Here is a 21,620-nt window from a genome sequence, read left to right as displayed (position 1 = left end):
GCCGCGGAGCCGAAGCGGCGTCGTCACTTCGCGGCCAATCGCAAGCCACAGCGTTACTTCGCCACCGCTTGCAGCTGATGGACGCCGCCGACAGCCGCTTTTTTCTGTTTTGCCACCGTTTCAAACGCCGCCATGACAGCTTCTTCGTGCGAAAGCCCGGACTGTTCGAGCGTTTCGATCGTCTCAATCATCAGTTTGTAATTGCGCGGAATAACCTTGACGAAGCGGCGGACGTAATCGTCCCACTCGTCGAGCACCAATGCAGCCCGCGGGCTTCCTGTATAGCGGTAATGGTTTTCGATCATCCGACGCACGTCGCGAATTTCTTCCTCGTCTTCGAGCCGCTCAAACGAGACGAGCTCAAGGTTGGCGGTTTGCTGCCAGCTGTCTTCATCGGCAAGAACGTAAGCGATCCCACCGGACATGCCGGCGGCGAAGTTTTTGCCAACCGAACCGAGGATGACGACGCGGCCGCCGGTCATATATTCACACCCGTGATCGCCGACTCCCTCAACAACGGCATGGACGCCGCTGTTGCGGACGCAGAACCGCTCCCCAGCGCGGCCGCGAATGTACGCTTCGCCGCTCGTCGCCCCGTAGAAAGCGACGTTGCCGATAATGACATTGTCCGCTGCGGCAAACGGCGCCTCATGCGGCGGACGGACGATCACTTTGCCGCCGGAAAGCCCTTTGCCGACGTAGTCGTTCGCGTCGCCGACGAGCTCGAGCGTCATCCCTTTCGGCACAAACGCCGCAAAACTTTGCCCGGCCGATCCGGTGAAATGGAGGCGGATCGTATCATCCGGCAGCCCTTCCTCGCCGTAGCGCTTCGAGATTTCGCTTCCTGTCATCGCCCCGACCGTGCGGTGGACGTTGCGGATGGCGAGGTGAAGTTCGACCGGCTCCTGCCGCTCAAGCGCTGGCTGCACCGCCGGTAAAATTTCCGTATAGTCGAGCGTCTCTTCCATTCGATGGTTTTGCCCTTTGCTGCCTGTGCGCGGGCCATCGACTTGATACAAGAGGCGAGACAAGTCAAGATGTTTCGCTTTCCAATGCGCTTTCGCCCGTTCGCTCACTTTTAAGACGTCAACGCGGCCGACCATTTCGTCGATCGTGCGGAATCCGAGTTCCGCCATCATTTCCCGCACTTCCTGAGCGACGAAATACATGAAATTGACGACATGATCCGGCTCGCCGGTAAATTTCTTGCGCAGCTCCGGATTTTGCGTCGCCACTCCGACCGGACACGTATCCAAATGACAGACGCGCATCATGACACAGCCTAAGACGACAAGCGGAGCCGTCGCAAATCCAAACTCTTCAGCGCCGAACAAAGCGGCCATGACAACATCGCGTCCTGTCATCAATTTTCCGTCCGTTTCCAAGACGACGCGGTCTCGCAAACCATTCAACATGAGCGTCTGATGCGTTTCCGCCAAACCAAGCTCCCACGGCAAGCCGGCATGTTTAATACTCGTTTTCGGCGAAGCGCCCGTGCCGCCGTCATAGCCGCTGATGACAATGACATCGGCGTTCCCTTTCGCCACGCCAGCCGCGATCGTGCCAACGCCGGCTTTGGCGACGAGCTTCACGCTGATGCGCGCATCTTTGTTGGCGTTTTTCAAATCGTAAATGAGCTGGGCCAAATCTTCAATCGAGTAAATGTCATGGTGCGGCGGCGGAGAAATAAGCTCCACCCCTGGCGTTGAGCCGCGCACTTTGCCGACCCACGGATACACTTTGTTGGCCGGAAGCTGCCCGCCTTCACCCGGTTTTGCCCCTTGCGCCATTTTGATTTGCAATTCATCGGCATTGACCAAATAATGGCTTTTTACGCCAAAACGTCCGGACGCCACTTGTTTGATCGCGCTGCGGCGCCAGTCGCCGTTTTCATCTTTCACATAGCGGGCCGGGTCTTCGCCGCCCTCGCCGCTGTTGCTTTTTCCGCCGATCCGGTTCATGGCGATCGCCAGCGCCTCATGCGCTTCTTGGCTGATCGAACCGAACGACATCGCGCCGGTTTTAAAGCGGCGGACGATCGATTCAACCGGCTCGACTTCGTCAATCGGCACCGGAGGGCGCTTCGAATCGAAGTCGAACAAGTTGCGCAAAAACGTCAACTGTTCTTCATTGGCCAGTTTCGAATATTGTTTATAGAGGTTGTAATCGTTTTTCCGGCACGCCCATTGCAACAAATGGATCGTCTTCGGGTTGAACGCGTGATGTTCGCCGTTGCGCCGCCATTGCAGCTCGCTGCCTGCATCGAGCACATCGTCTTCATGCCGCGCTCCGAAAGCGGCTTCGTGGCGCATTTTCGCTTCTTTCGCAATTTCCGCAAGCCCGATGCCGCCGATTTGCGACGCCGTGCCGGTGAAGTATTCCTCAATGACATCGTCGCCGATGCCGACCGCTTCAAAAATTTGTGCGCCGCGGTAGCTTTGCACCGTCGAAATGCCCATTTTCGACATCACTTTGACGACGCCGTCAACAGCCGCCTTGATGTACGTTTTCGCTGCTTCCCGGTACGACAAGGCGATGACGCCGTTTTCTGACGCTTGGCGGATCGTCTCCAGCGCCAAGTACGGGTTGATGGCGTCCGCCCCGTAGCCGATGAGCGCCGCAAAATGGTGCACTTCCCGCGCTTCGCCGCTTTCGACAAGCAGGCTGACGTTCGTGCGCGTCCCTTTGCGGACAAGGTGTTGATGAAGCCCGCTTACCGCCAGCAACACCGGAATCGCCACATGCGTGTCATCAACGCCGCGGTCGGACAGCACAAGAAGCGCCGCCCCGTTTTCGATCGCTTCATCCGCTTTGGCAAACAGCTCATCAAGCGCCGTTTTCAAATCGTCGGTAAACAACGTCGGCAGCACCGCGCACGCAAATTCCGGGTGTGGATTCGCTTTTAACGCCGCCAGTTCTTCGTTCGTCAACAGCGGCGTCTCAAGGCGAATGCGCCGCGCCGCTTTGGCGTCCGGATGCAAAATATTCCCTTCTTTGCCGAGCAGCGTCATCGTTGACGTGACGACATATTCGCGGATGGCGTCAATCGGCGGATTTGTCACTTGGGCAAACAGCTGCTTGAAGTAGTTGAACAAGCTTTGCGGCCGCTCGGACAGCACGGCAAGCGGCGCATCCATGCCCATCGCCCCCGTCGGATCTTTCCCCTCCGTCGCCATCGGCAAAATCGTTTTTTCCACATCTTCAAACGTGTAGCCGAACGCTTTTTGCAGCTTGACAAGCTGCTTCGGCGCTTCGACGTCCTCCGGAATTTCCAGATCGCCAAGCGTGATCATTTGCTCGTTGATCCATTGGCGATATGGCTTTTCATGAGCCATTTCTTCCTTGATTTCCTGGTCAGAGATGATGCGCCCTTGCTCGAGGTCAACCAACAGCATTTTCCCCGGGCTCAGCCGTTCCTTATATAAAATGTTGTTCGGGTCAACATCGATGACGCCGACTTCGGATGAGAAAATAATATAGTCGTCTTTGGTGACATAATAGCGGGCCGGACGCAAACCGTTCCGGTCCAAAATGGCGCCGATTTGCTTGCCGTCGGTGAACGAAATCGCCGTCGGTCCGTCCCACGGCTCCATGAGACAGCTGTGGTACTCGTAAAACGCCTTTTTCGCCCCGTCCATCTGCTCATCCCAAAACCACGGTTCCGGAATGAGCATCATCGCGACATGGGCCGGCTTCCGGCCAGCGAGAACGAAAAATTCAAACGCATTGTCCAAAATCGACGAGTCGCTGCCGTTCGTATCCAAAATCGGCACGACTTTTTCCAAATCCGCGCCGAACGCTTCGGACACAAATTGTTTCTCGCGCGCCGCCATCCAGTTGACGTTGCCGCGCAGCGTGTTGATCTCGCCGTTATGGATCAAGTAGCGGTTCGGATGGGCCCGCTCCCAGCTCGGAAACGTGTTCGTGCTGAAGCGCGAGTGCACGAGAGCAAACGCCGAACGGAACCGTTCATCTTGCAAATCCAAATAAAACGCATCGATTTGTTCCGGCGTCAAAAGCCCTTTATACACGATCGTCCGGCTCGAGAAGCTCGCTACATAGCACTCGTTGTGTTCCACACATTTTTCGAATTGTTTGCGGATCACATACAGCTTCCGTTCAAACGCCAACTCATCAGCCACGTCATCACTTGCCGCGACAAACACTTGACGGACGAACGGCTTGCTTTGCCGCGCCAGTTTGCCAAGCTTGTCGTTGTCAACGGGCACGGTCCGCCAACCGAGCAGGCGCTGCCCCTCTTTCGCAACGATTTCATTGAATTTCGCTTCGTAATACGCCCGCTTCTCTTCCTGTTCCGGCAAAAAGAACATTCCGACCCCGTAGCGCCCTTTTTCCGGCAAGTTCATCCCACCGCACACCGTTTGAAAGTATTCGTGCGGAATTTGCGTCATAATGCCCGCGCCATCACCTGTTTCCGGATCGCTTCCTTGTCCGCCGCGGTGTTCAAGCTGGCGAAGCATATGGAGCGCTTTTTCGATAATGTCATGTGACGGTTTTCCTTTCAAATGAGCATAAAACCCGATCCCGCATGCATCATGTTCAAATTCCGGGCGATACAGCCCTTGTGCTTCCGGTAATCCGTAGTGTTTCATGCTGCCTTCCCCTCCCGTTCCGAATTGTCTGTAATATTCATTGTAGTTTTCAAAATTAATATAAACAATATATAATTTAGATAAAATCCATCTCTTTTTGCGATCAATCAAAAGGAGGGAGAAAAATGGAGCTGCGGCAACTGCAATATTTCGTGGAAGTCGCCCGGCGCGAACACGTCTCCGAAGCCGCCGACGCCCTCCATGTCGCGCAGTCGGCGATCAGCCGGCAAATTGCCAACCTCGAAGCGGAGCTTGGCGTGCAGCTGTTTGAACGGGAAGGGCGAAACGTGAAGCTCACCCCGATCGGCCGCCATTTTTTGCCGCACGCCGAAGCGGTGTTAAAGGCGGTCGAGGATGCAAAGCAACAAATCGAAGAGTATTTGGACCCGGAACGCGGAACGATTAAAATCGGGTTTCCGACAAGCCTGGCAAGCCACATGATGCCGATGGTCATCTCCGCCTTTAAAGCGGAGCACCCAAACGTCTCGTTCCATCTCCGCCAAGGGTCGTACTATTATTTAATCGAAGCGGTGAAAAAACGGGAGATCGACCTTGCCTTTCTCGGACCGATTCCGGTTCGTGAAATCGGCATTAAAGGAGAAATTTTGTTTTCCGAACCGTTTGCCGCCCTCCTGCCGAACAGCCATCCGCTCGCCCGCCGCGACCGGATCGTATTGAACGAACTGCGCCATGATCCATTTGTAACGTTTCCAAAAGGATACATTTTGCATCAAATCGTTATTGACGCTTGCCACCAAGCCGGATTTTCGCCCAACATTTCATCGGAAGGCGAAGATCTCGATGCCATTAAAGGGCTTGTCTCCGCTGGCATCGGCGTGACCCTCCTGCCGGAAAGCGCCTTGTCGGAAAGCCTTCTTCGCTACGCCGCCAAAGTGCCGATTGAAATGCCGCAAGTGAAGCGAAATGTCGGCATCATCGTCTCCGACCATCACGAGCTCGCCCCGTCGGTGAAAGTGTTTTACCGGTTTGTGAAAGACTTTTTCGCGGAGCTCGAGCGGTATCAATTGCGGGGGTGAACGCTCCCCCGCCTACGCTCACGTAGAAAAATGGGTTCGAGATCACAAAAAAAAAGACGCAGGTGCTTCCCCCTGCGTCTTTCCTTTCTTCTTCTGCACACTTCCCCTTTCCGTCGCCTTCACTCATCAAGGATCATTCAAAAAGAAGATGTGGAGAGCACCAAGTTCGGACGCTGCTTCCGTTCGATTGCGTCCGAACGTCATCCTAACCGCACGACCGTCCGGCCGCGCAGCTCGCCGCGCAAAATGCGCTCAAGCGCTTGCGGCAATTCAGCGAGCGAAATTTCTTGAACAATCCGCTCCAAATCCGGCTTTAAGTCGCCAGCGAGCCGCTCCCAAATGCGCAAACGCAAATCCATTGGACAATAGACGGAATCAACGCCAAGCAAGCTGACGCCGCGCAAAATGAATGGATGGACGGTTGTCGGCACCTCGACGCCGCCTGTCAACCCACTCACCGCCACCGCTCCGCCGTAGCGGATGCGGCTTAACACCGTCGCCAGCGTCCGGCCGCCGACCGGGTCGACCGCCGCGGCCCAGCGCTGCTTATCAAGCGGACGAATGCGTTCAGCCGTGACGTCTTCGCGCGTCAACACTTCCTTGGCGCCGAGGGCGCGCAAATAGTCGTGCTCCGCCGTTTTGCCTGTGCTCGCTTCCACCGTATAGCCGCGCTTCGATAGCATCGACACAGCCAGACTCCCGACGCCGCCCGTCGCCCCCGTGACAAGCACCGGTCCGCGTTCCGGCGTCAACCCATGCTCCTCAAGCCGGTGAATGGACAATGCCGCCGTGAACCCAGCCGTGCCGATCGCCATCGCTTCTTTCAACGTCAACCCTTTTGGCAGCGGCACGAGCCAATCGCCGTGCAGGCGAGCATATTCACTGTAGCCCCCGAAATGCGTCACACCGATTTCATATCCGGTCGCGATCACCTCGTCCCCTTCGCGGAAGCGCGGATGGTGCGACGAAACAACCACCCCGGCCAAATCAATTCCCGGCACGAACGGATACGTTTTCACAATTTTGCCGTCCGGAATGGACGCCAATCCATCTTTGTAGTTGACGCTTGAATAATGGACGCGGACAACGACGTCTCCTTCCGGCAAATCATCCATGGATATCGTCTGCACGCCGGCGGTAAATTCTGTTTCGGTTTTGTTGACGACAAACGCTTGAAATGCGGACATCATCCCTCTCCCTTTCTTCATGCATTCTTCTCTCATGTCATTCGACAACCAAACGCCAGATTCCTTTTCTGAACCAAAAAGCCCCTCACTTCCACCTGTGAGCGTAAGCGAACGATGAATAAACGTCTAATGAAAGGTCCTCCCTACACTTCCTTGATTTCTTTTGGTACACTGTAAACAAACGTATTCTTAAAAATGAAAGAGGGTGAAACAATGGGCAATATCCCTGACTCGAACAAAATTTACACGTACGCTGACTGGAAAACATGGGAAGGCCGCTGGGAACTGATAAATGGAAAAGCGTATAATATGACACCTGCTCCATCTTCGGAACATCAATTTGCCGTCGGAGAATTGTATTTTGCTTTGCGCCATTTTTTCCAAAACCAACATTGTTACGTCTTTACGGCGCCGTTTGATGTATTCCTTAGCAAAAATGAAACGTATGAAACCCCTGATGACATTGTCCAACCCGATATTGCCGTGATTTGCAATAAAAAACAGATTGTCCAAAAAGGATGTTACGGGGCGCCTGCGCTAGTTGTTGAAGTTTTGTCACCTTCAACCGCTTTAAAAGACTACAACGAAAAATTTTACACGTACCAACACTATGGCATTGCAGAATATTGGATTGTTGATACTGCTAATAAAATGATTCATGTATACCATTTGCACGAAGGAGCCTATCAACGGCATGCCACATACGGGCAACAAGACACGCTGCATTCCGCACAATTTGAGGACTTAGCTATTCCACTAACGTATGTATTTGGATGGAGTTAAAACGGTTCTGACCATTCAGTGTTCATGATCGATCTTTCGTCAAACGCACAGGAATCGATGATCGGGCAGCCGGCCCTAAGGCAGATGTCTAAGAATCTCCCATCTCGAAACCGGGAGAACGTCCAACCCTAGCGACAGCGGCCTGCTTCTATGTTTTTCCGAATGTCTGCACGAAGGCAAACAAAACACCAGCCTGTCGACCCAAGCTGGCGTTTGTTCTTCTTATTGAATGGCCGCTAGCGCCCCGCTCAAGACGCGGACCACAAACGAAAGTTCATCATCCGTGATGCAAAGCGGCGGCGACAAGGTGAGCACGTTGTTGTACCCGGCGACCGTCGTTCCGTTTTTGCCGATGATGAGGCCGTTTTCTTTGCATCGATGGATCACTTGATTGACAAGCGACACATCGAGCGGCTCTTTCGTCGCTCGGTCGGCGACCAATTCAATGCCGACAAGCAGCCCTTTGCCGCGCACATCCCCGACGTACGGATGGTCGGCCAGTTTCGTTTTCAGTGCCGAAAGCAGCCATTCGCCCGCTTCACGCGAACGGTCAAACAGACGCTCCTCCTCCATAATCTCGATGTTTTTCAGCGCCACCGCACAAGCAGCCGGGTGGCCGCCAAACGTATTGACATGGCGGAAGTAGTCGTATTCATCCGTTCCCTTGAACGCTTCATAAATCTCTTTTCGCACCGCCGTTGCCGCCAGCGGCAAATACGCGCTCGTAATGCCTTTTGCCATCGTGATAATGTCCGGCTTGACGCCGTAGTGTTGAAATCCGAACGCCGCTCCCGTCCGGCCGAAGCCGCAGATGACTTCATCGACAATCAGCAAAGCCCCGTGTTTTTCACACACGTCTTTGACCGCTTTCATATACCCGTCCGGAGGAATGAGCACACCGCCCCCGGTGATGATCGGCTCCATAATGACGGCCGCAATCGTTTCACTCAACTCCCACGTCATGACATCATCAATGGCCTTGACCGCCCGCAACCGGCGCGGGTCATCCGCCGCATCCGGGTCGCGGTACACATCCGGCGGCGGCACGTGGATGAACCCTGGCGCGAGCGGTTCGTATTTGTATTTCCGTTGCGCCTGTCCGGTGGCTGAGAGCGCCCCCATGGAATTCCCATGGTACGCCCGGTAGCGGGAAATGATTTTGTACCGATGATGCTCCCCGCGTTGCTGATGGTATTGGCGGGCGATTTTAAACGCCGTTTCGTTCGCTTCCGACCCGCTGTTGGAAAAGAAAATCACATACTCATCGCCTAACAGTTCGTTGAGCTTTTCCCCGAGCTGAATCGCCGACAAGTGGCTTTGCGTGAGCGGGAAATACGCCAGCGTCTTCAGCTGCTCATACGCCGCTTCGGCAAGCTCCTCGCGCCCGTAGCCGACGTTGACGCACCAGAGCCCCGCCATCGCATCCAAATACTGGCGTCCAGCTGCATCCGTCACCCAGCAGCCTTTCGCTTCGGCCGCAATCAGCGTTGCTTGAGGGTTATATGGCTTCATCGAATGCCAGATATATCGGTCGTCTTTTTCGAGCCACAGTTGGTGGGGTTGTTCCGTTTTCATCGCCGCTTGACTCCCCTCTATTTAGAATCGTTTCATGTTATAGCCATTATCGCTCAATTCACCATGCTGTTCATTAGACAGAGTGTAAAAACGGTGAACACATTTGCTCCACAGTTTGACCACTGCGTTCACTCCCAACCGCGACCGTAGGATATTTTTAAGCGAAAAGCTTTTTCACGAATCCGTCGTCTTGTCCGATCCTCCTCAATCAGCCCAACGCTGCACATTCCGATGTCTGTACGAAATCTCGTCCGCATCCATCAAGCAGTCGTACGCTTTGATCATCAGCTCAATGGCCAGCCGTTTATCAGGCGCCATGAAATCGGGGCCAAGGAAACTTTCCAGCTTCTCTATACGGTGATACAACGTTTGCCGGACAATAAACAGCCGCTTCGCTGTCTCTTGTTTCGAGCCGTTGCACTGCAAGTACACCTTGAGCGTTTCTAGCAGCTTCCCATTGTACTTCCTGTCGTACTCGATAATCGGCCCTAAATATTGACAGGCCGTTTCGCGCAGATTGCTATATTTATCTAGAACCATGATCATCCGATACAAATGCAAATCCTCGTAAAATGGACTGACCGTTTGATCCTTCAACCGGTTTCGAATTTTCAGCGCCTCCAGCGCGGCTCGATAGCTTTGATTCATGGCAGAAAGAGAGTTGACAAACGTTCCAACGCCTATGGATAAGGAGGGAAGACGCGTCCGTACAAAATCTGACGCCTTAATGGATTCAATTCCATCTTCGACCCGCTTTTTCCACGTGGACTCACCCCGCCAATCAAGGGCGATAAACGCCAGCTGCCGGCCTATCTCCACAGAAAACACGAAAAATCCTCGCTGCTCAAATAGCGAACGACATAAAAGCTTGAAATATGTCAAATCAAAATTTCCTTTTTGATGAGCCCTTTCCACCTTGCAAACCCACACAACTCCCCGACGGCTGTCAAAAGAGGGATGATGATCCAATAAAAAGGAAGAAATCTCTTGGTCTGAGTATTCCCCTTCAAGCCATCCTTTCAGCCACTCGTTTTCCTCCGTGCGCCGTTTCTCCTCAGCATAAAGGTTCCGCAATAAGTGTTGCGCCAAAGCAGTCGCAGTGCGATCCAAAATGAGAAGGTCAAACTCATTGACATCGCGGCCGTCAGGGAGAAGGGCCAGCTCCGCATACTCGGCGCCGAACAAAGAAATCGGCTTGACGACCGCATCTACGGGCCATCCGCTGTTCCCCGAACAGATGCTGGCCTCGCGTTTCTGCCTCGGCCGACATGGAATGTACTCCACATCCCCGCCCTGCATTTTAAAAGCCACGTGATGGCCTAAACAATCATGCAAACACGTTAAAATCTCCCGATGGTCATGAACGGTCAACAGCTTTTTGTTTAACTCTTGGGAATACGATTCAAGCTGGGAAATCATTTGATACTGTTGGTTGATCAAATGCGTATGGATGTCATGGGTGATTTCAACGAACGGGACTTCTTCAAGGAAAAAGACGATCGGGAAATCGTGCTGATCCGCCAGTTTTAACGCTTCATCAGGGATGGAAGAAGCATATGTTCCTAGTTCGATGCACAACCCGGAGGCATCGCATTCGATCAGTTGCCGAAGCAGCGATAAAAACAACGAAGCATCTTCCCGCCATCCGACTCCAGTGGATAAAATCAACTCTTTGCCCCGTAACAAATTGCTGATTTTCGTCACCTCGACGACATGCACCCACTTGACGATTCTGGACAACCCGCCTTTTCCAGCGGCAACAACGGCTCTTTCAAAATATTTTCTCCTTAAAACGTCAGCGACCGTAAGAGGAAAGCTGCATTCCATTCTTGCCTCTCCCCCTTTTGCTTTGTCTTTATTATCACAAATATTCGAAACTTTATAACTAAACTCCTTCTATAGCCGAGACGCCTATTGACAAATTGTCCAATGGAACTCTATTTTTAGTTGGCATTTTGTCTAATGTGTAGAGTGGATTTTTCCATATACACTAAAAACAACTGTTTAGTCAGACTATTTTATAAATTTAAACTCTTTCCGAAAGGGGGAATAGGGATGAATGATTCCGGTCTGCAAAAAGGATTGAAAGAGCGCCATATGGCTATGATTGCCATCGCTGGGGTCATCGGCGCCGGATTGTTTGTCGGAAGTGGAGCTGTTATCCATTCGACAGGACCGGGAGCTGTGTTTTCCTATGCCTTAGCGGGTGCTTTAGTCGTTCTCGTGATGCGGATGCTCGGGGAGATGGCCGCGGCTCGTCCGACAAGTGGTTCATTTGCTGCTTACGCCCATGAAGCAATCGGTCCTTGGGCAGGATTTACGGTCGGATGGCTTTACTGGTTTTTCTGGGTGATCGTCATCGCCATTGAAGCGAACGCAGGAGCCGCCATCATCCAATATTGGTTTCCTTCCATTCCGTTATGGCTCCTAAGCCTTATCCTGACTATATTGATGACACTCACCAATATTTGGTCGGTTAAATCGTACGGGGAGTTTGAATACTGGTTCGCGTTCATCAAAGTAGCAAGCATTGTCCTTTTTCTTATTCTTGGTTTGGCCTTCATTTTCGGCCTTGCACCGGGCAACGATCCGGTCGGCTTAAAAAATTTGACTGGTCACGGCGGATTGATGCCGCATGGCATCGGTTCCATCCTTGTTGGCATTGTCATCGTTATTTTCTCCTTCTTCGGAACGGAAATCGTCACGATCGCCGCCGGAGAATCAGCCGAACCGCAAGAAGCAGTATCCAAGGCAACTAAGTCGGTCACATGGCGGATTTTAGTGTTTTACATCGGCTCCATCGCCGTTGTCGTCACATTGCTCCCTTGGAACTCAGCGAGCGTGTTGAAGAGTCCGTTTGTCGCCGTGCTCGAACACGTCGGCGTCCCTGCGGCCGCCCAAATCATGAACTTTATCGTATTGACCGCCGTGTTGTCCTGCCTCAATTCCGGACTGTACACAACGTCGCGCATGCTTTACTCTCTCGCAGAGAAAGGAGAAGCGCCAAAGTCATTTTTGCGGCTGAGCAAAAACGGTGTTCCAGTGCGGGCGGTCATCGCTAGCACGTTGTTTGCGTACATCGCCGTCATCATGAACTACATCTCGCCGGACAAAGTGTTTCTGTTTCTCGTCAACTCTTCCGGCGCGATCGCGCTGCTCGTCTATTTAGCCATCGCCGTCTCGCAGCTCCGCCTGCGGAAAAAACTCGAACGCGAAAACAGCGATTCGTTAAAAATTAAAATGTGGCTGTTTCCCCACTTGACCTATTTTACGATTCTCATATTGCTCGTGATCCTCGCCTCAATGCTGTTTATCGATTCGATGGTGTCTCAGTTGCTGCTGACGTTGCTCATCACCGCCGTCGTCATCGTTTGCTACTTCGCCTTTGCAAGGCGCCGTCTCGACCCAACCTATGAGCCGGCGGCATCCACAATAGCGAAAGATTGATTTTCACCACATGAACAGGCGTCCATCGGCACGGGCGTCTGTTTTGTCTGTTCCGCCCTGCCCAAACGGCGGCGGAACAGACAAATGACAACTTTCCAAACTTCCGTCGCTGCCTATTACCTTCGTTGCCATTCCGTTGTATACTGACATTGAGCATAATTTCACAAATCAGGAGGCCTAAACATGATCGTCCACGAACTGACGGACATCGAACATCTATTCACTGAACAATTGCAGGAAGGCTACTATGTCATCCGCGAAACGTACCAAAACGTACTCGTGGAGCCGGAAGACGGCGACACCATCCGGCAAGTGGACGCCGGAACGGAAGAAGTCGTCACCATCGTATTTGATCCCGGCGACGAATACTCCCTCATTTGCCTTGACACCTACACGTTCGCCGACGGCATCCCGTCTTTAGCGGAGCTCAAAGAAACGATTGCCGCGGAGTACGACGTCTTTGTCGACCACCGCTGGGCCGCGCCGTCATTGTAAAAAGCGCCTGAAACAACGGACATCAGGGACTCGGAACATAGACGCAACGCCTGCTTTACCAAAGCGCTTTTCATCAGTCGAATCGAGAAGTAGCCCGTCCGCCTAGCGAGCGGGCTGCTTCGATTTCTTCTCGAACCGAAACACGCGAAAGCCAATATCAAGCTCTGTCTTTCCCGTTTCACGGACGATTTTCTCCCCCGCGCGGCGGATGCGCTCGCGGCCAATGTCGCAAATCGTCCGAAACCCCACCCGATACGCCTCGGACGTTTCCGCAAGCGGCTCGGGAAGCTGCACCATTATAAACGACCGCCGGCCGCCGTCTTCAGCGTTTTGCTGCATGACGGCATGGGCTGTTGTCGCCGAGCCAGAAAAAAAGTCGAGGATGATGTCATTGTCCTTCGTTGTCAACGCCACCATGCGCTGAATGAGCTTCACCGGCTTCGGGTAATCCATCACCGCCAGCCCATCGAACAGCTCCTTCAGCTCTTTTTTCGCCTCCTGCGAATGGGACACCTCATCATGCGTCCAAATCGTAAGCGGTGTCACCGTCGGCTTCACTTCGCTTAAAAACCGCTTCAGGCGCGGCACCCCGTTGCCGTCTTTGCCAAACCAAATGCGGTTGTCCGCCGCCAGCTCGGCGAAGCGCTCCTTTGTCACCCGCCAACAATACCCGTTCGGCGGCGAAACGACCCGGCCGCCTGGCGTCACGATGTCATAAATTTTTTCCGGAATCGGCGGACCGACCGACAAATCTCCTGACGTCCACGGCCCGCGCGGGTCGTTGTCCGGATTGGCATACCGCCCATCCGCTTCCGGATGGCGCGGCAAGCCGTACCAAGCTAAACGGTCGATATTTTTCGCGTAACAGAGGATGAAGTCATGGTTGCGCGAAGCGAACTTGTTCATGTTCACAGGCGAAAACGCCCGCTGCCAAATGAACGTGGCGACAAAATTTCGCTCGCCAAACAGTTCATCGCACATCTTTTTCAAATTCGCCTGTTCTGTATCATCAATGGAAATAAACATCGCCCCTGTCTCCGCCAACAGCTCCCGCGCCACCAAAAGGCGCGGGTACATCATGTTGAGCCAGCCGGCATGAGCGCGCGCTTCTTCCTGGATTCCGCTAGGAACAACGGCTTTCCCCTTGCGCCAATTGTCTTTGTACGTGAGCACTTTTCCGGTATTGTACGGCGGGTCGATGTAAATCATTTGAATGGTTCCTGCATGCGTTGCTCGCAACAGCTTTAACGCCTCTAAGTTATCCCCTTCAATATACCAATTGTTCGTCGTCTCCCACTGTTTGCTCGCTGCCTGATCCGGCCGCAATACTCCGGACGCAGGCAGCTCAGCGAGCCGCCTCGCCTCCGCCTTCCCCGGCCACGTGAACTCATATGCTTCCTGCCGTTCGTGACCGCCAAACACTTTCTTCAGCAACTCCCAATCGATGCCCCCATCTAAAACCGCTTCCGGAAAGAGCTTTTTGATCGCCTCAAGCCTTGCATCCGACACCGGTCTTCTCCCGCCGACGTTTGCCATGGCACGCCCTCCCTCCCCCTCCGCCATCTTGTCCGCAACGTTTTTTGTCCACGAAAAAGAGATCGTATTTCCAATATTTCGCCATGGCAAACCGTTTTCCTGCCACAACTCTTAGCTAAAAAATATCCCCGCCTCCTGCAAACGGAAGCGGAGCGTAGAACGTTTCATACGGAGCGATTCCCTTGTCAGACAAGAGAATCCGCCGATCGGACACGAAAACGGCTCTTTACACAAGCTGTCTTCGCCCCACCACCTTCTCAGCGACCGCTTGCTGGATCTCGCTCATATTAAACGGAATAATGACATTTTCGGCTAAATGGCGCTTGCTTTCAAGCAATTCATGCATCAATTCCTCTACTGTCCCCTGCGGAAAGTGGGAACTGTCCCTCGTAATAATATGGTAGACATACACGTCCTTTTGCTGGCCGATGCGATATGCACGGTCAGTTGCTTGATTTTCGACCGCTGGATTCCACCATCGTGTGTAATGAATCACATGGTTGGCACTTGTGATCGTCAAGCCGACGCCGGCCGCTTTTGGGGATAAAATCATAATGCCAAAGCCTTGCATTTCGTTAAAGCGCCGGACAATCAATTGCCGATTTTTCGCATCGCCATCAATCACTGGAACAGAAATGCCGTATGTCTCCATAAAGATTCGTTTTAAAAGAGAGTGCAGTTTGCGAAATTCAGTAAAGATGAGCACTTTCTCTCCCTTTTGCCGAATCGTTTCAATGATATGCATCGTTTCTTTCAGCTTCGGCACTTCTTGATAAGAGAGCTGTTCATATTTCGGAATGACCGCACCGGGATGGCCGTACAGTTGACGAAGTCTCGTAATCATATTCAAAATGGCGACCTGACCCATCTCTTTTGTGGCCAACATTGACCGGGCAATTTCCTTCTGTATGGGTGAAGCTTCAACATAAATCGGCGGAACAAGGTGTTTTTTAGGCAAACGGCCATCGAGAATTTGTTGCTTCGTGCGGCGCAAATAGTACGGTTGTAGGGCCACAAGCAACGCATCATAGTCCGACGTTTCTGCATAGCGGAAGCGAAATTCTTTTAGAGAGCCTAAAGCACCAGGCTGGACAAAGTCCATAATCGCCCAAAGTTCGTCTAAACTATTTTCGACCGGCGTGCCGGTCATCGCTAAACGGAAACGTCCTTGCATGGCGCGAATGGCGCGTGAGCGCTGGCTAGTATGAGATTTAATGTTTTGCGCCTCATCGCAAATAATCGCCTGAAATTCAATTTTCCCCAACAGAAGCTGGTCCGTTTTGAGCGTGTCATAGCTTGTCAAAACGATATCAAACTGTGAAATGAACTGCGACGAAGCGAGCCGCCCTCTTCCTTTATGAATATATAAACCGTCCAACAAGCTTGGGGCAAACTTTTCGATTTCCGCCACCCAGTTCTCAATAAGGGCTATCGGCAGGACGATCAACGTCGGCTTCAACCGCCCATTTGCTTTTTGATGCAACAAAAACGCAATGACCTGAATTGTTTTTCCAAGCCCCATATCATCGGCAAGCAGGCCGCCCCTTTCTTGCTCTGCCAAGTGACAGAGCCACTCAAAGCCTTCGATTTGATGCGGAAAAAGCTCCGCTTGCAGCCCGGATGGAACCGGATAGCGCCGGCATGGTGCCCCTTGGGCGCTGTCCATCTTGTATTCAAGTTGTTCTTCGTTATCTTTAATATCAAGAATATACCGGCGCTTCAACGCTTCATCGGCGTCTTTCGGCAGCTGCAGCAACTTCCGGCGCAATAAAGGATCTAGGTAAATCCATTTGCCGTTGTATTCGACATATTGCTGATCCGGATATTTTTCCATCAGTTCGCGCAATAACGTCTCATCGTACGGAACAGTATGCCCGCTCTCCTCATCAAACCATTGCATTCCGGTCCGCTCATGAAAAAAAGGGCGAACCCGTTCAATCGGGATAAGGCCGCGGACACGTTCTGAAAACTGGTCCAAATCAAATAAATAATCATGCTCAGGCAAGACGGCCGCCGGATTTTCCAAAAACAGCGGCACTTCTTCTCCCGTAATATGCCGTTTTTGCTGCAAATGCATCATATCAGCATGAACCTGCTCCGTGCTGACGAAACGGCTGCGCCCATGGCCTTTTTTTATGCTGCTGACCCGTTGCAGTCGTTGAAGATGGCGGGTTTCCTCCTCATTTCGTCCTTTAACGACAAGCTCGATATGGTCATGGCGGTGCACAGCAACGTCTATATCGTACGCATCAACGACGTGATACGTTTCGTTTTGTAAAAAGTGTTCAAGTTCAATTCCTGCTTCGTTGGCCAGCTGTTGGCAAATGCCGATTTTTTCATATCCTGATTCGTACGATCCCAAAAGCGCTTGTTTCAGCCGATATACGCGTTCCGGGAGCAGCATGAGACGGTCTGGCAGCACATAAATCGCCCCGGCCTGCTTCCCAACCCGATCTAAGTTGCGCCCGCCTGCATCAAACAGTTGCAAAACTAAGTCCGCTTCATGCGGCAACGAACGAAGTGAGAGCTTTCCGCTCACGTGCTCCTCGACAACGGGAAGCCCTAAATGTTGGAGCACTTCTTTGGCACTTTCGTCTTTAAGCAATTCATAATACTCGCTGTACGGCAAAGTCGAATCGACAAGGACGCCCGAGTCGTAAAGCTCCTCCCAAGCGACATACTGCTGAAATCCTTGCACTTTGTAATATTTTTCGATGTCTTCTTTGGCCATAGGCAGCTTCAGTTCGGCGACGGTTTTGCCGTCATGCAACTGAAACGAAAAATGAATCCCATCCTCATTCGGCGTCAAAACTGCCTTCATCATTTTCCGTTTCTTTTTGAAGAAGAACATCCCTTCTTACCTCCCAGCCGAGTTCGCGGCGAAGCCATTCATCAAATTTCCATTGCCACCCACCGTTATGGCGCAGCCAGCCGCCTGGAATTGTCAAATCTCTATCCATCAGCTCGGTTCGTTTCACTTCCCGCACTTTTCGCCACGTCTTGTTGGCAAACCGCTCGCGTTCGGCGAGCATCCGGTCGATTTTTGGCTGAAAATGGCGTTGGAATACGTCGGCGCGGTAAATATAAACCGCCCCAGTTCCGAGCACTTCCATAATGACAACGTCACGAAAATACATAATCAACGTCGTGCGTTCATCCGTCACAACGACATCCTCTAGATTTGGAATAAACTTTTCCCAATATTGAAACCGCTCATGATTTTTATTCACACCGCCGAAAAAGTCCTTCATCTCCAGCTTCATAATCCACTGGGCAAACCGCCGCTTTTCCTTTTCCCCGACATATCTCCATAGCATTGGTTTTCTGTGATACGTTTGCAACTTTTCAAATATCAATCTTCCGAGCGGCTTGACATGATTCAGTTTGCACTTTTTGATCAATGCGTTCGCCATTTTTTGTTGCTGCTCATTTGTCGAAGAAACAAACATATCCCGGTACAACTCTTGTTCTTTGAGAAAAAACGATTCATCGGCCAGCTGGAAAATTTCCATCAGCACGAGTTTAAACAACGGGAAATTTTTCGTTAAATAAAACGTCTCCAATTCCTCTAAAATGCCTTTCTCGCTTTCATATGCCGTCGTCGCCAAATATACAATCGGGTCTTTGCTTGACAAATAACGCCGCCATTTTTCGCTCTTTTCTTTTTCCATTCTTTTTTCAATTTTTTCGATATGAGAGGCATAAGCATAGCGTAAAAGCTTCCAAATTTCATCCAAATCACATGTTTCATACACCACATCGACCAACACACGAAAAAGGCGGCGCTCATGCCGAACGTGTTGCTGGATCACATCAATCATCGCTTTTTTCATCTCTTCCGGAAGCTCTTTTTTATATAAGTTTGGCAAAAGAAGCTTTTCCCGCCTCGACAACTGTTTGACCCATTGTTCGAATGCCGAAGCCGGTGCATCGACTAGCCCTGCAAACTGGTCCGACAACCGTTCAAGCACGCCCCGATATTTCTCATTGCTGTTTTCCATTGTTTTCCCCAAAAGAGGTGGACGCACTTCGCGCAGCCATCGTTTCAGCAATACTGGTTCATACTCATACTTCATTCGTTCACCAACTTTTCAATGGCTTTAATTGCTTCATCGTCCTTAAGACGGAATAAAAATTCAACCCGGCGTGATCGGTCAGGATCATACTTGCCGTTTTCATCCGTCAGCGGATTGCTGAAGCTCCGGCCATTTGCGGTAATGTACTTTTTCGACAGCTCCCGCTCTTTAAAATTCGGAAACTCTTTGCTATAAATATATTCTAAAACGGCGTATGCCCGTCGCTGTGACAAAGACATGTTGTACATGTACGTCCCATTTCGGTCGGTATGCCCTTCGATAATGATGCTTGAAATTTCATCTTTAAACCGATCCTGCAATAAAATCCCCATATACTTAGGAATAAATTGTTGCAAAAACGCCTTCCCCTCCGGAGAAATTTCCGCCGAGTTCGATTCAAACAAAACGCTGCCGGGAAAGCGGATGGCTCCTGTTTGCTGATCAATCTCAATGGCTAGATTCGACTTCTTAAACGCTTCTGTTAAAGCCCGAATGATCTCCGTTTTGACGCTGACAACCTCTTCAATTTGTTTTTCTTTCTCTTCTAACAATTCACGGTAGTCAAGGATGACAAACATCAACAACAAGGCAAACACCATCAACATGGCGCTCATTAAATCCGCATAGGACATCCAATAATTAACTTCCGTCCGTCTCCGATATTTCATGTTGAAGCCCCTGCTTTCCATTTATCCAGATGATCGACTAAGTCTTCCATATTCTCAATGAAATCGCTCTGAACTTCACTGAACTGATAAACGAGCCCGCTCACTTCCTGAACGGCTTTTGTCAACGTCTCATCAAAGTGTTGATACGTTTTGCTCAGACCGCTGTCAATGTTCTCCGCAAAATCTTTCATTGAAAGATGAAGGGCTTCTGTAATCTTCGCCAACTGTTCTTTCGTCATCGCCCAGTTTTGCTGCAGCGTCGCGATTTGCTCTGTCATCTCATTCATGTACACTTTCGTCGTTTGTAATGCTTCCTCCACCGTTTCATTTGTCTGCGCACGCAGCTGCACAAGCTCTGGAAGAAGCTGTTTTTGCGCTTCCTGCATTTTAAGCAGCTGCTCCTTCAGCTCCCGAACGCGATTGAACGTTTCGCGCAATTCGGAAACGAGCGGGGACAGCGCAGCCACAGCCGACTGGACATCGCCGAGCAGCTGCTGCGAATCATGCAGCGATTCTTTTTGAATGCGGAGAGACTCCTCAAACTTGTTCGCCATCGTTTGAAAGGACGCGGAAAGGGAAGATGCAGCATGAACAAGCTGTTCGAGCAACTGGCTGTAATGCGTTTCGACCTGCGCATTAAAGTGGGTAAAACGATCCACCAGATCGTCGTATTTTTGAGCGAGCAACTGGTTGCTCCGCATCACTTCTTGTTGGACTGGGAGATGGTCTTTTGTCAGCTGCTGCAACTGATAAAACGTTTCTCCTAATCCGTTCATTATGCCTGCCGTTTTTTGATAGCTGTCCTTCATCAGCTCAAGTTCTCCAGCCATCTTTTCAAACTGCGCAAACATTTTTTCCGTCCGCTCAAGCGTCATCGCCTGTCGCTCTTCCGTATAAGCAAAACGGCTTGTGAATGACTCAATCGTTTTCATCATTTCTGAGTGAAGCACTTGCGATTGTTGGACAAACTCTCTAAACTTTCCAATCGACTGTTGTGTCCCGCCTGTAATCTCATCAACAAGCCGACTCGTCACATCGGCGCTTGTACTTTTTGTCAACTCAATTTGCGACTCAAGCAGCTTCGCCTGCGTCTCCATCCCTTCATGCAGCTGGGCGAACTGGTCATGAAGCTGACCGAACGCTTGCTGCAGGCTGCCGTGCGACTGCTGAAGCGATAGAGCGATCGGCTGCATCGCCCTTTCAAGCGCATCAGTCAGCAGCGTCTTCAGATGGTCAGCCTGGTGGCGTGATAACTTTTCTAAACGGTTAAGAAACAGCTCCTCATCATCGGTGCTAAGCAAAAAGTCAAGCCGCTCGGAATGCCAGTCGATATTGCGCTCAAGCACGCCACTGATCCAGCGGTCGAACATCGTCCATATTAAAGAAAGCAACACGCCCCATACAGAAGTGTAAAAGGCGACTTTCATCCCATTTATTAAACTATCAATTCCAGACCGCAACATTTCTGTATCACTGACATGCAATTGAGCCAATCCTACTGAGAGACCAACGAAAGTGCCAAGAACACCGAGACTGACGTGAATGCTCGCCCCCATGTCCATCAATGTTCGGTAGCCCATATGATGGTACATCACATCAAATCCAAAAAACGGCTCTACATTAATGCGCTCATCCTCATTTTTCTGCGATACGCGATTATAATACCGCTCCCAAAGTTCTTTATATTTCGACTTTTTCACTTGGGCAAAAAGATTGTGAATGGCCTGATCAATCTCGTAGACGCTTCCATCTAAAGGACGGTTTAATTCCAAAAGCTTTGGCTTCAACTGGTTCATCACCGCAATCTCCCTTTGAATGCGGACAAACTGCCAAACAGCCATCACCAAAAACAAACTAAACTGAAAATAAAGAAACAAATCAGTAAAACCTTCATTTCCGATTTTGTTAATCAAGGAAAACAACGTCTCAAAAACGGTATACAACGTCCCTCACCCGCGCTTTCTATTGTGTAAAGTCATCTGTTGCTAAGAAAAATCCAATCCGTTCCATTCGTCCCCTTCGCTGTTCATCTGATTATTCACTGGAATGGCAAAAAGCGTTCTTCTCTCCGATTCTTACAAAATCATTTTACAGGCGTTACGACCTATCGGCAATATGTAACAAAATAACAATTATATAGATGACTTGGCCGTCCAAAAAAAATCGCCATGCCCTCCCTCCTCCGGCACAGAAAACAAAACGA

13 protein-coding genes are annotated in these 21,620 nt (G+C 51.2%); 4 read left to right on the top strand and 9 right to left on the bottom strand.

Annotation, left to right across the window (positions count from 1 at the left end):
* Window positions 1–53: 53 nt before the first annotated feature.
* Window positions 54–4,613 carry a glutamate synthase large subunit gene (gene gltB / locus CV944_RS07485; protein ID WP_100664008.1) on the bottom strand — a complete coding sequence of 1,520 codons (4,560 nt, stop codon included), beginning with the start codon at window positions 4,611–4,613 and terminating at the stop codon, window positions 54–56.
* A gap of 125 nt (window positions 4,614–4,738) precedes the next feature.
* Here gltB and gltC point away from each other — a divergent pair, with 125 nt between their 5' ends.
* A complete protein-coding gene (gltC, locus tag CV944_RS07480; RefSeq protein WP_050368598.1) occupies window positions 4,739–5,650 on the top strand; it encodes a glutamate biosynthesis transcriptional regulator GltC in 912 nt (303 codons plus the stop codon).
* A gap of 200 nt (window positions 5,651–5,850) precedes the next feature.
* On the opposite strand, the gene CV944_RS07475 is transcribed toward gltC, so the two are convergent.
* A complete protein-coding gene (locus CV944_RS07475; protein ID WP_100664007.1) occupies window positions 5,851–6,837 on the bottom strand; it encodes an NADPH:quinone oxidoreductase family protein in 987 nt (328 codons plus the stop codon).
* A 213-nt stretch (window positions 6,838–7,050) separates the two neighbouring features.
* Between CV944_RS07475 and CV944_RS07470 the strand changes: the two genes are divergently transcribed.
* The gene (locus CV944_RS07470) at window positions 7,051–7,620 is read left to right on the top strand and encodes a Uma2 family endonuclease (RefSeq protein ID WP_100664006.1); all 570 of its coding nucleotides are present in this window, start codon (window positions 7,051–7,053) and stop codon (window positions 7,618–7,620) included.
* A gap of 222 nt (window positions 7,621–7,842) precedes the next feature.
* Here CV944_RS07470 and CV944_RS07465 read toward each other — a convergent pair whose 3' ends face one another.
* Together CV944_RS07465 and CV944_RS07460 are read right to left on the bottom strand one after the other, a co-directional pair.
* The gene (locus CV944_RS07465; protein WP_100664005.1) at window positions 7,843–9,195 is read right to left on the bottom strand and encodes an aspartate aminotransferase family protein; all 1,353 of its coding nucleotides are present in this window, start codon (window positions 9,193–9,195) and stop codon (window positions 7,843–7,845) included.
* 204 nt (window positions 9,196–9,399) lie between these two features.
* Window positions 9,400–11,022, bottom strand: coding sequence for a PucR family transcriptional regulator (locus CV944_RS07460; RefSeq protein WP_060787960.1), 1,623 nt, complete (start codon window positions 11,020–11,022; stop codon window positions 9,400–9,402).
* Window positions 11,023–11,250: 228 nt separating this feature from the next.
* On the opposite strand from CV944_RS07460, the gene gabP reads away from it, so the two are divergent.
* A complete protein-coding gene (gene gabP / locus CV944_RS07455; protein WP_100664004.1) occupies window positions 11,251–12,642 on the top strand; it encodes a GABA permease in 1,392 nt (463 codons plus the stop codon).
* Between the two features lie 183 nt (window positions 12,643–12,825).
* Window positions 12,826–13,137, top strand: coding sequence for a hypothetical protein (locus tag CV944_RS07450; RefSeq protein WP_011230913.1), 312 nt, complete (start codon window positions 12,826–12,828; stop codon window positions 13,135–13,137).
* 102 nt (window positions 13,138–13,239) lie between these two features.
* Here the strand turns inward: CV944_RS07450 and CV944_RS07445 are convergent, their stop codons facing one another.
* The 5 genes from CV944_RS07445 to CV944_RS07425 all read right to left on the bottom strand — a co-directional run bounded on the left by CV944_RS07445 (window position 13,240) and on the right by CV944_RS07425 (window position 21,360).
* Window positions 13,240–14,673 (bottom strand): site-specific DNA-methyltransferase, encoded by a 1,434-nt coding sequence (locus tag CV944_RS07445; RefSeq protein ID WP_100664003.1) that lies wholly within the window; start codon window positions 14,671–14,673, stop codon window positions 13,240–13,242.
* A gap of 226 nt (window positions 14,674–14,899) precedes the next feature.
* Window positions 14,900–17,524 (bottom strand): DEAD/DEAH box helicase, encoded by a 2,625-nt coding sequence (locus tag CV944_RS07440; RefSeq protein ID WP_100664002.1) that lies wholly within the window; start codon window positions 17,522–17,524, stop codon window positions 14,900–14,902.
* Window positions 17,469–18,749 carry a hypothetical protein gene (locus tag CV944_RS07435; RefSeq protein ID WP_100664001.1) on the bottom strand — a complete coding sequence of 427 codons (1,281 nt, stop codon included), beginning with the start codon at window positions 18,747–18,749 and terminating at the stop codon, window positions 17,469–17,471. The genes CV944_RS07440 and CV944_RS07435 overlap by 56 nt, the downstream gene beginning before the upstream one ends.
* Window positions 18,746–19,417, bottom strand: coding sequence for an OmpA/MotB family protein (locus CV944_RS07430; protein WP_100664000.1), 672 nt, complete (start codon window positions 19,415–19,417; stop codon window positions 18,746–18,748). Before CV944_RS07430 ends, CV944_RS07435 begins: the two co-directional genes overlap by 4 nt.
* On the bottom strand, window positions 19,414–21,360 hold the full coding sequence (locus CV944_RS07425) for a MotA/TolQ/ExbB proton channel family protein (protein ID WP_100663999.1): 1,947 nt from the start codon (window positions 21,358–21,360) through the stop codon (window positions 19,414–19,416). The genes CV944_RS07430 and CV944_RS07425 overlap by 4 nt, the downstream gene beginning before the upstream one ends.
* Between the last annotated feature and the right edge of the window lie 260 nt (window positions 21,361–21,620).

Source organism: Geobacillus sp. WSUCF-018B (genome assembly GCF_002809985.1).
GTDB classification, from domain to species: Bacteria; Bacillota; Bacilli; order Bacillales; family Anoxybacillaceae; genus Geobacillus; species Geobacillus thermophilus.
This window is presented reverse-complemented; position numbering and strand designations above follow the sequence as displayed.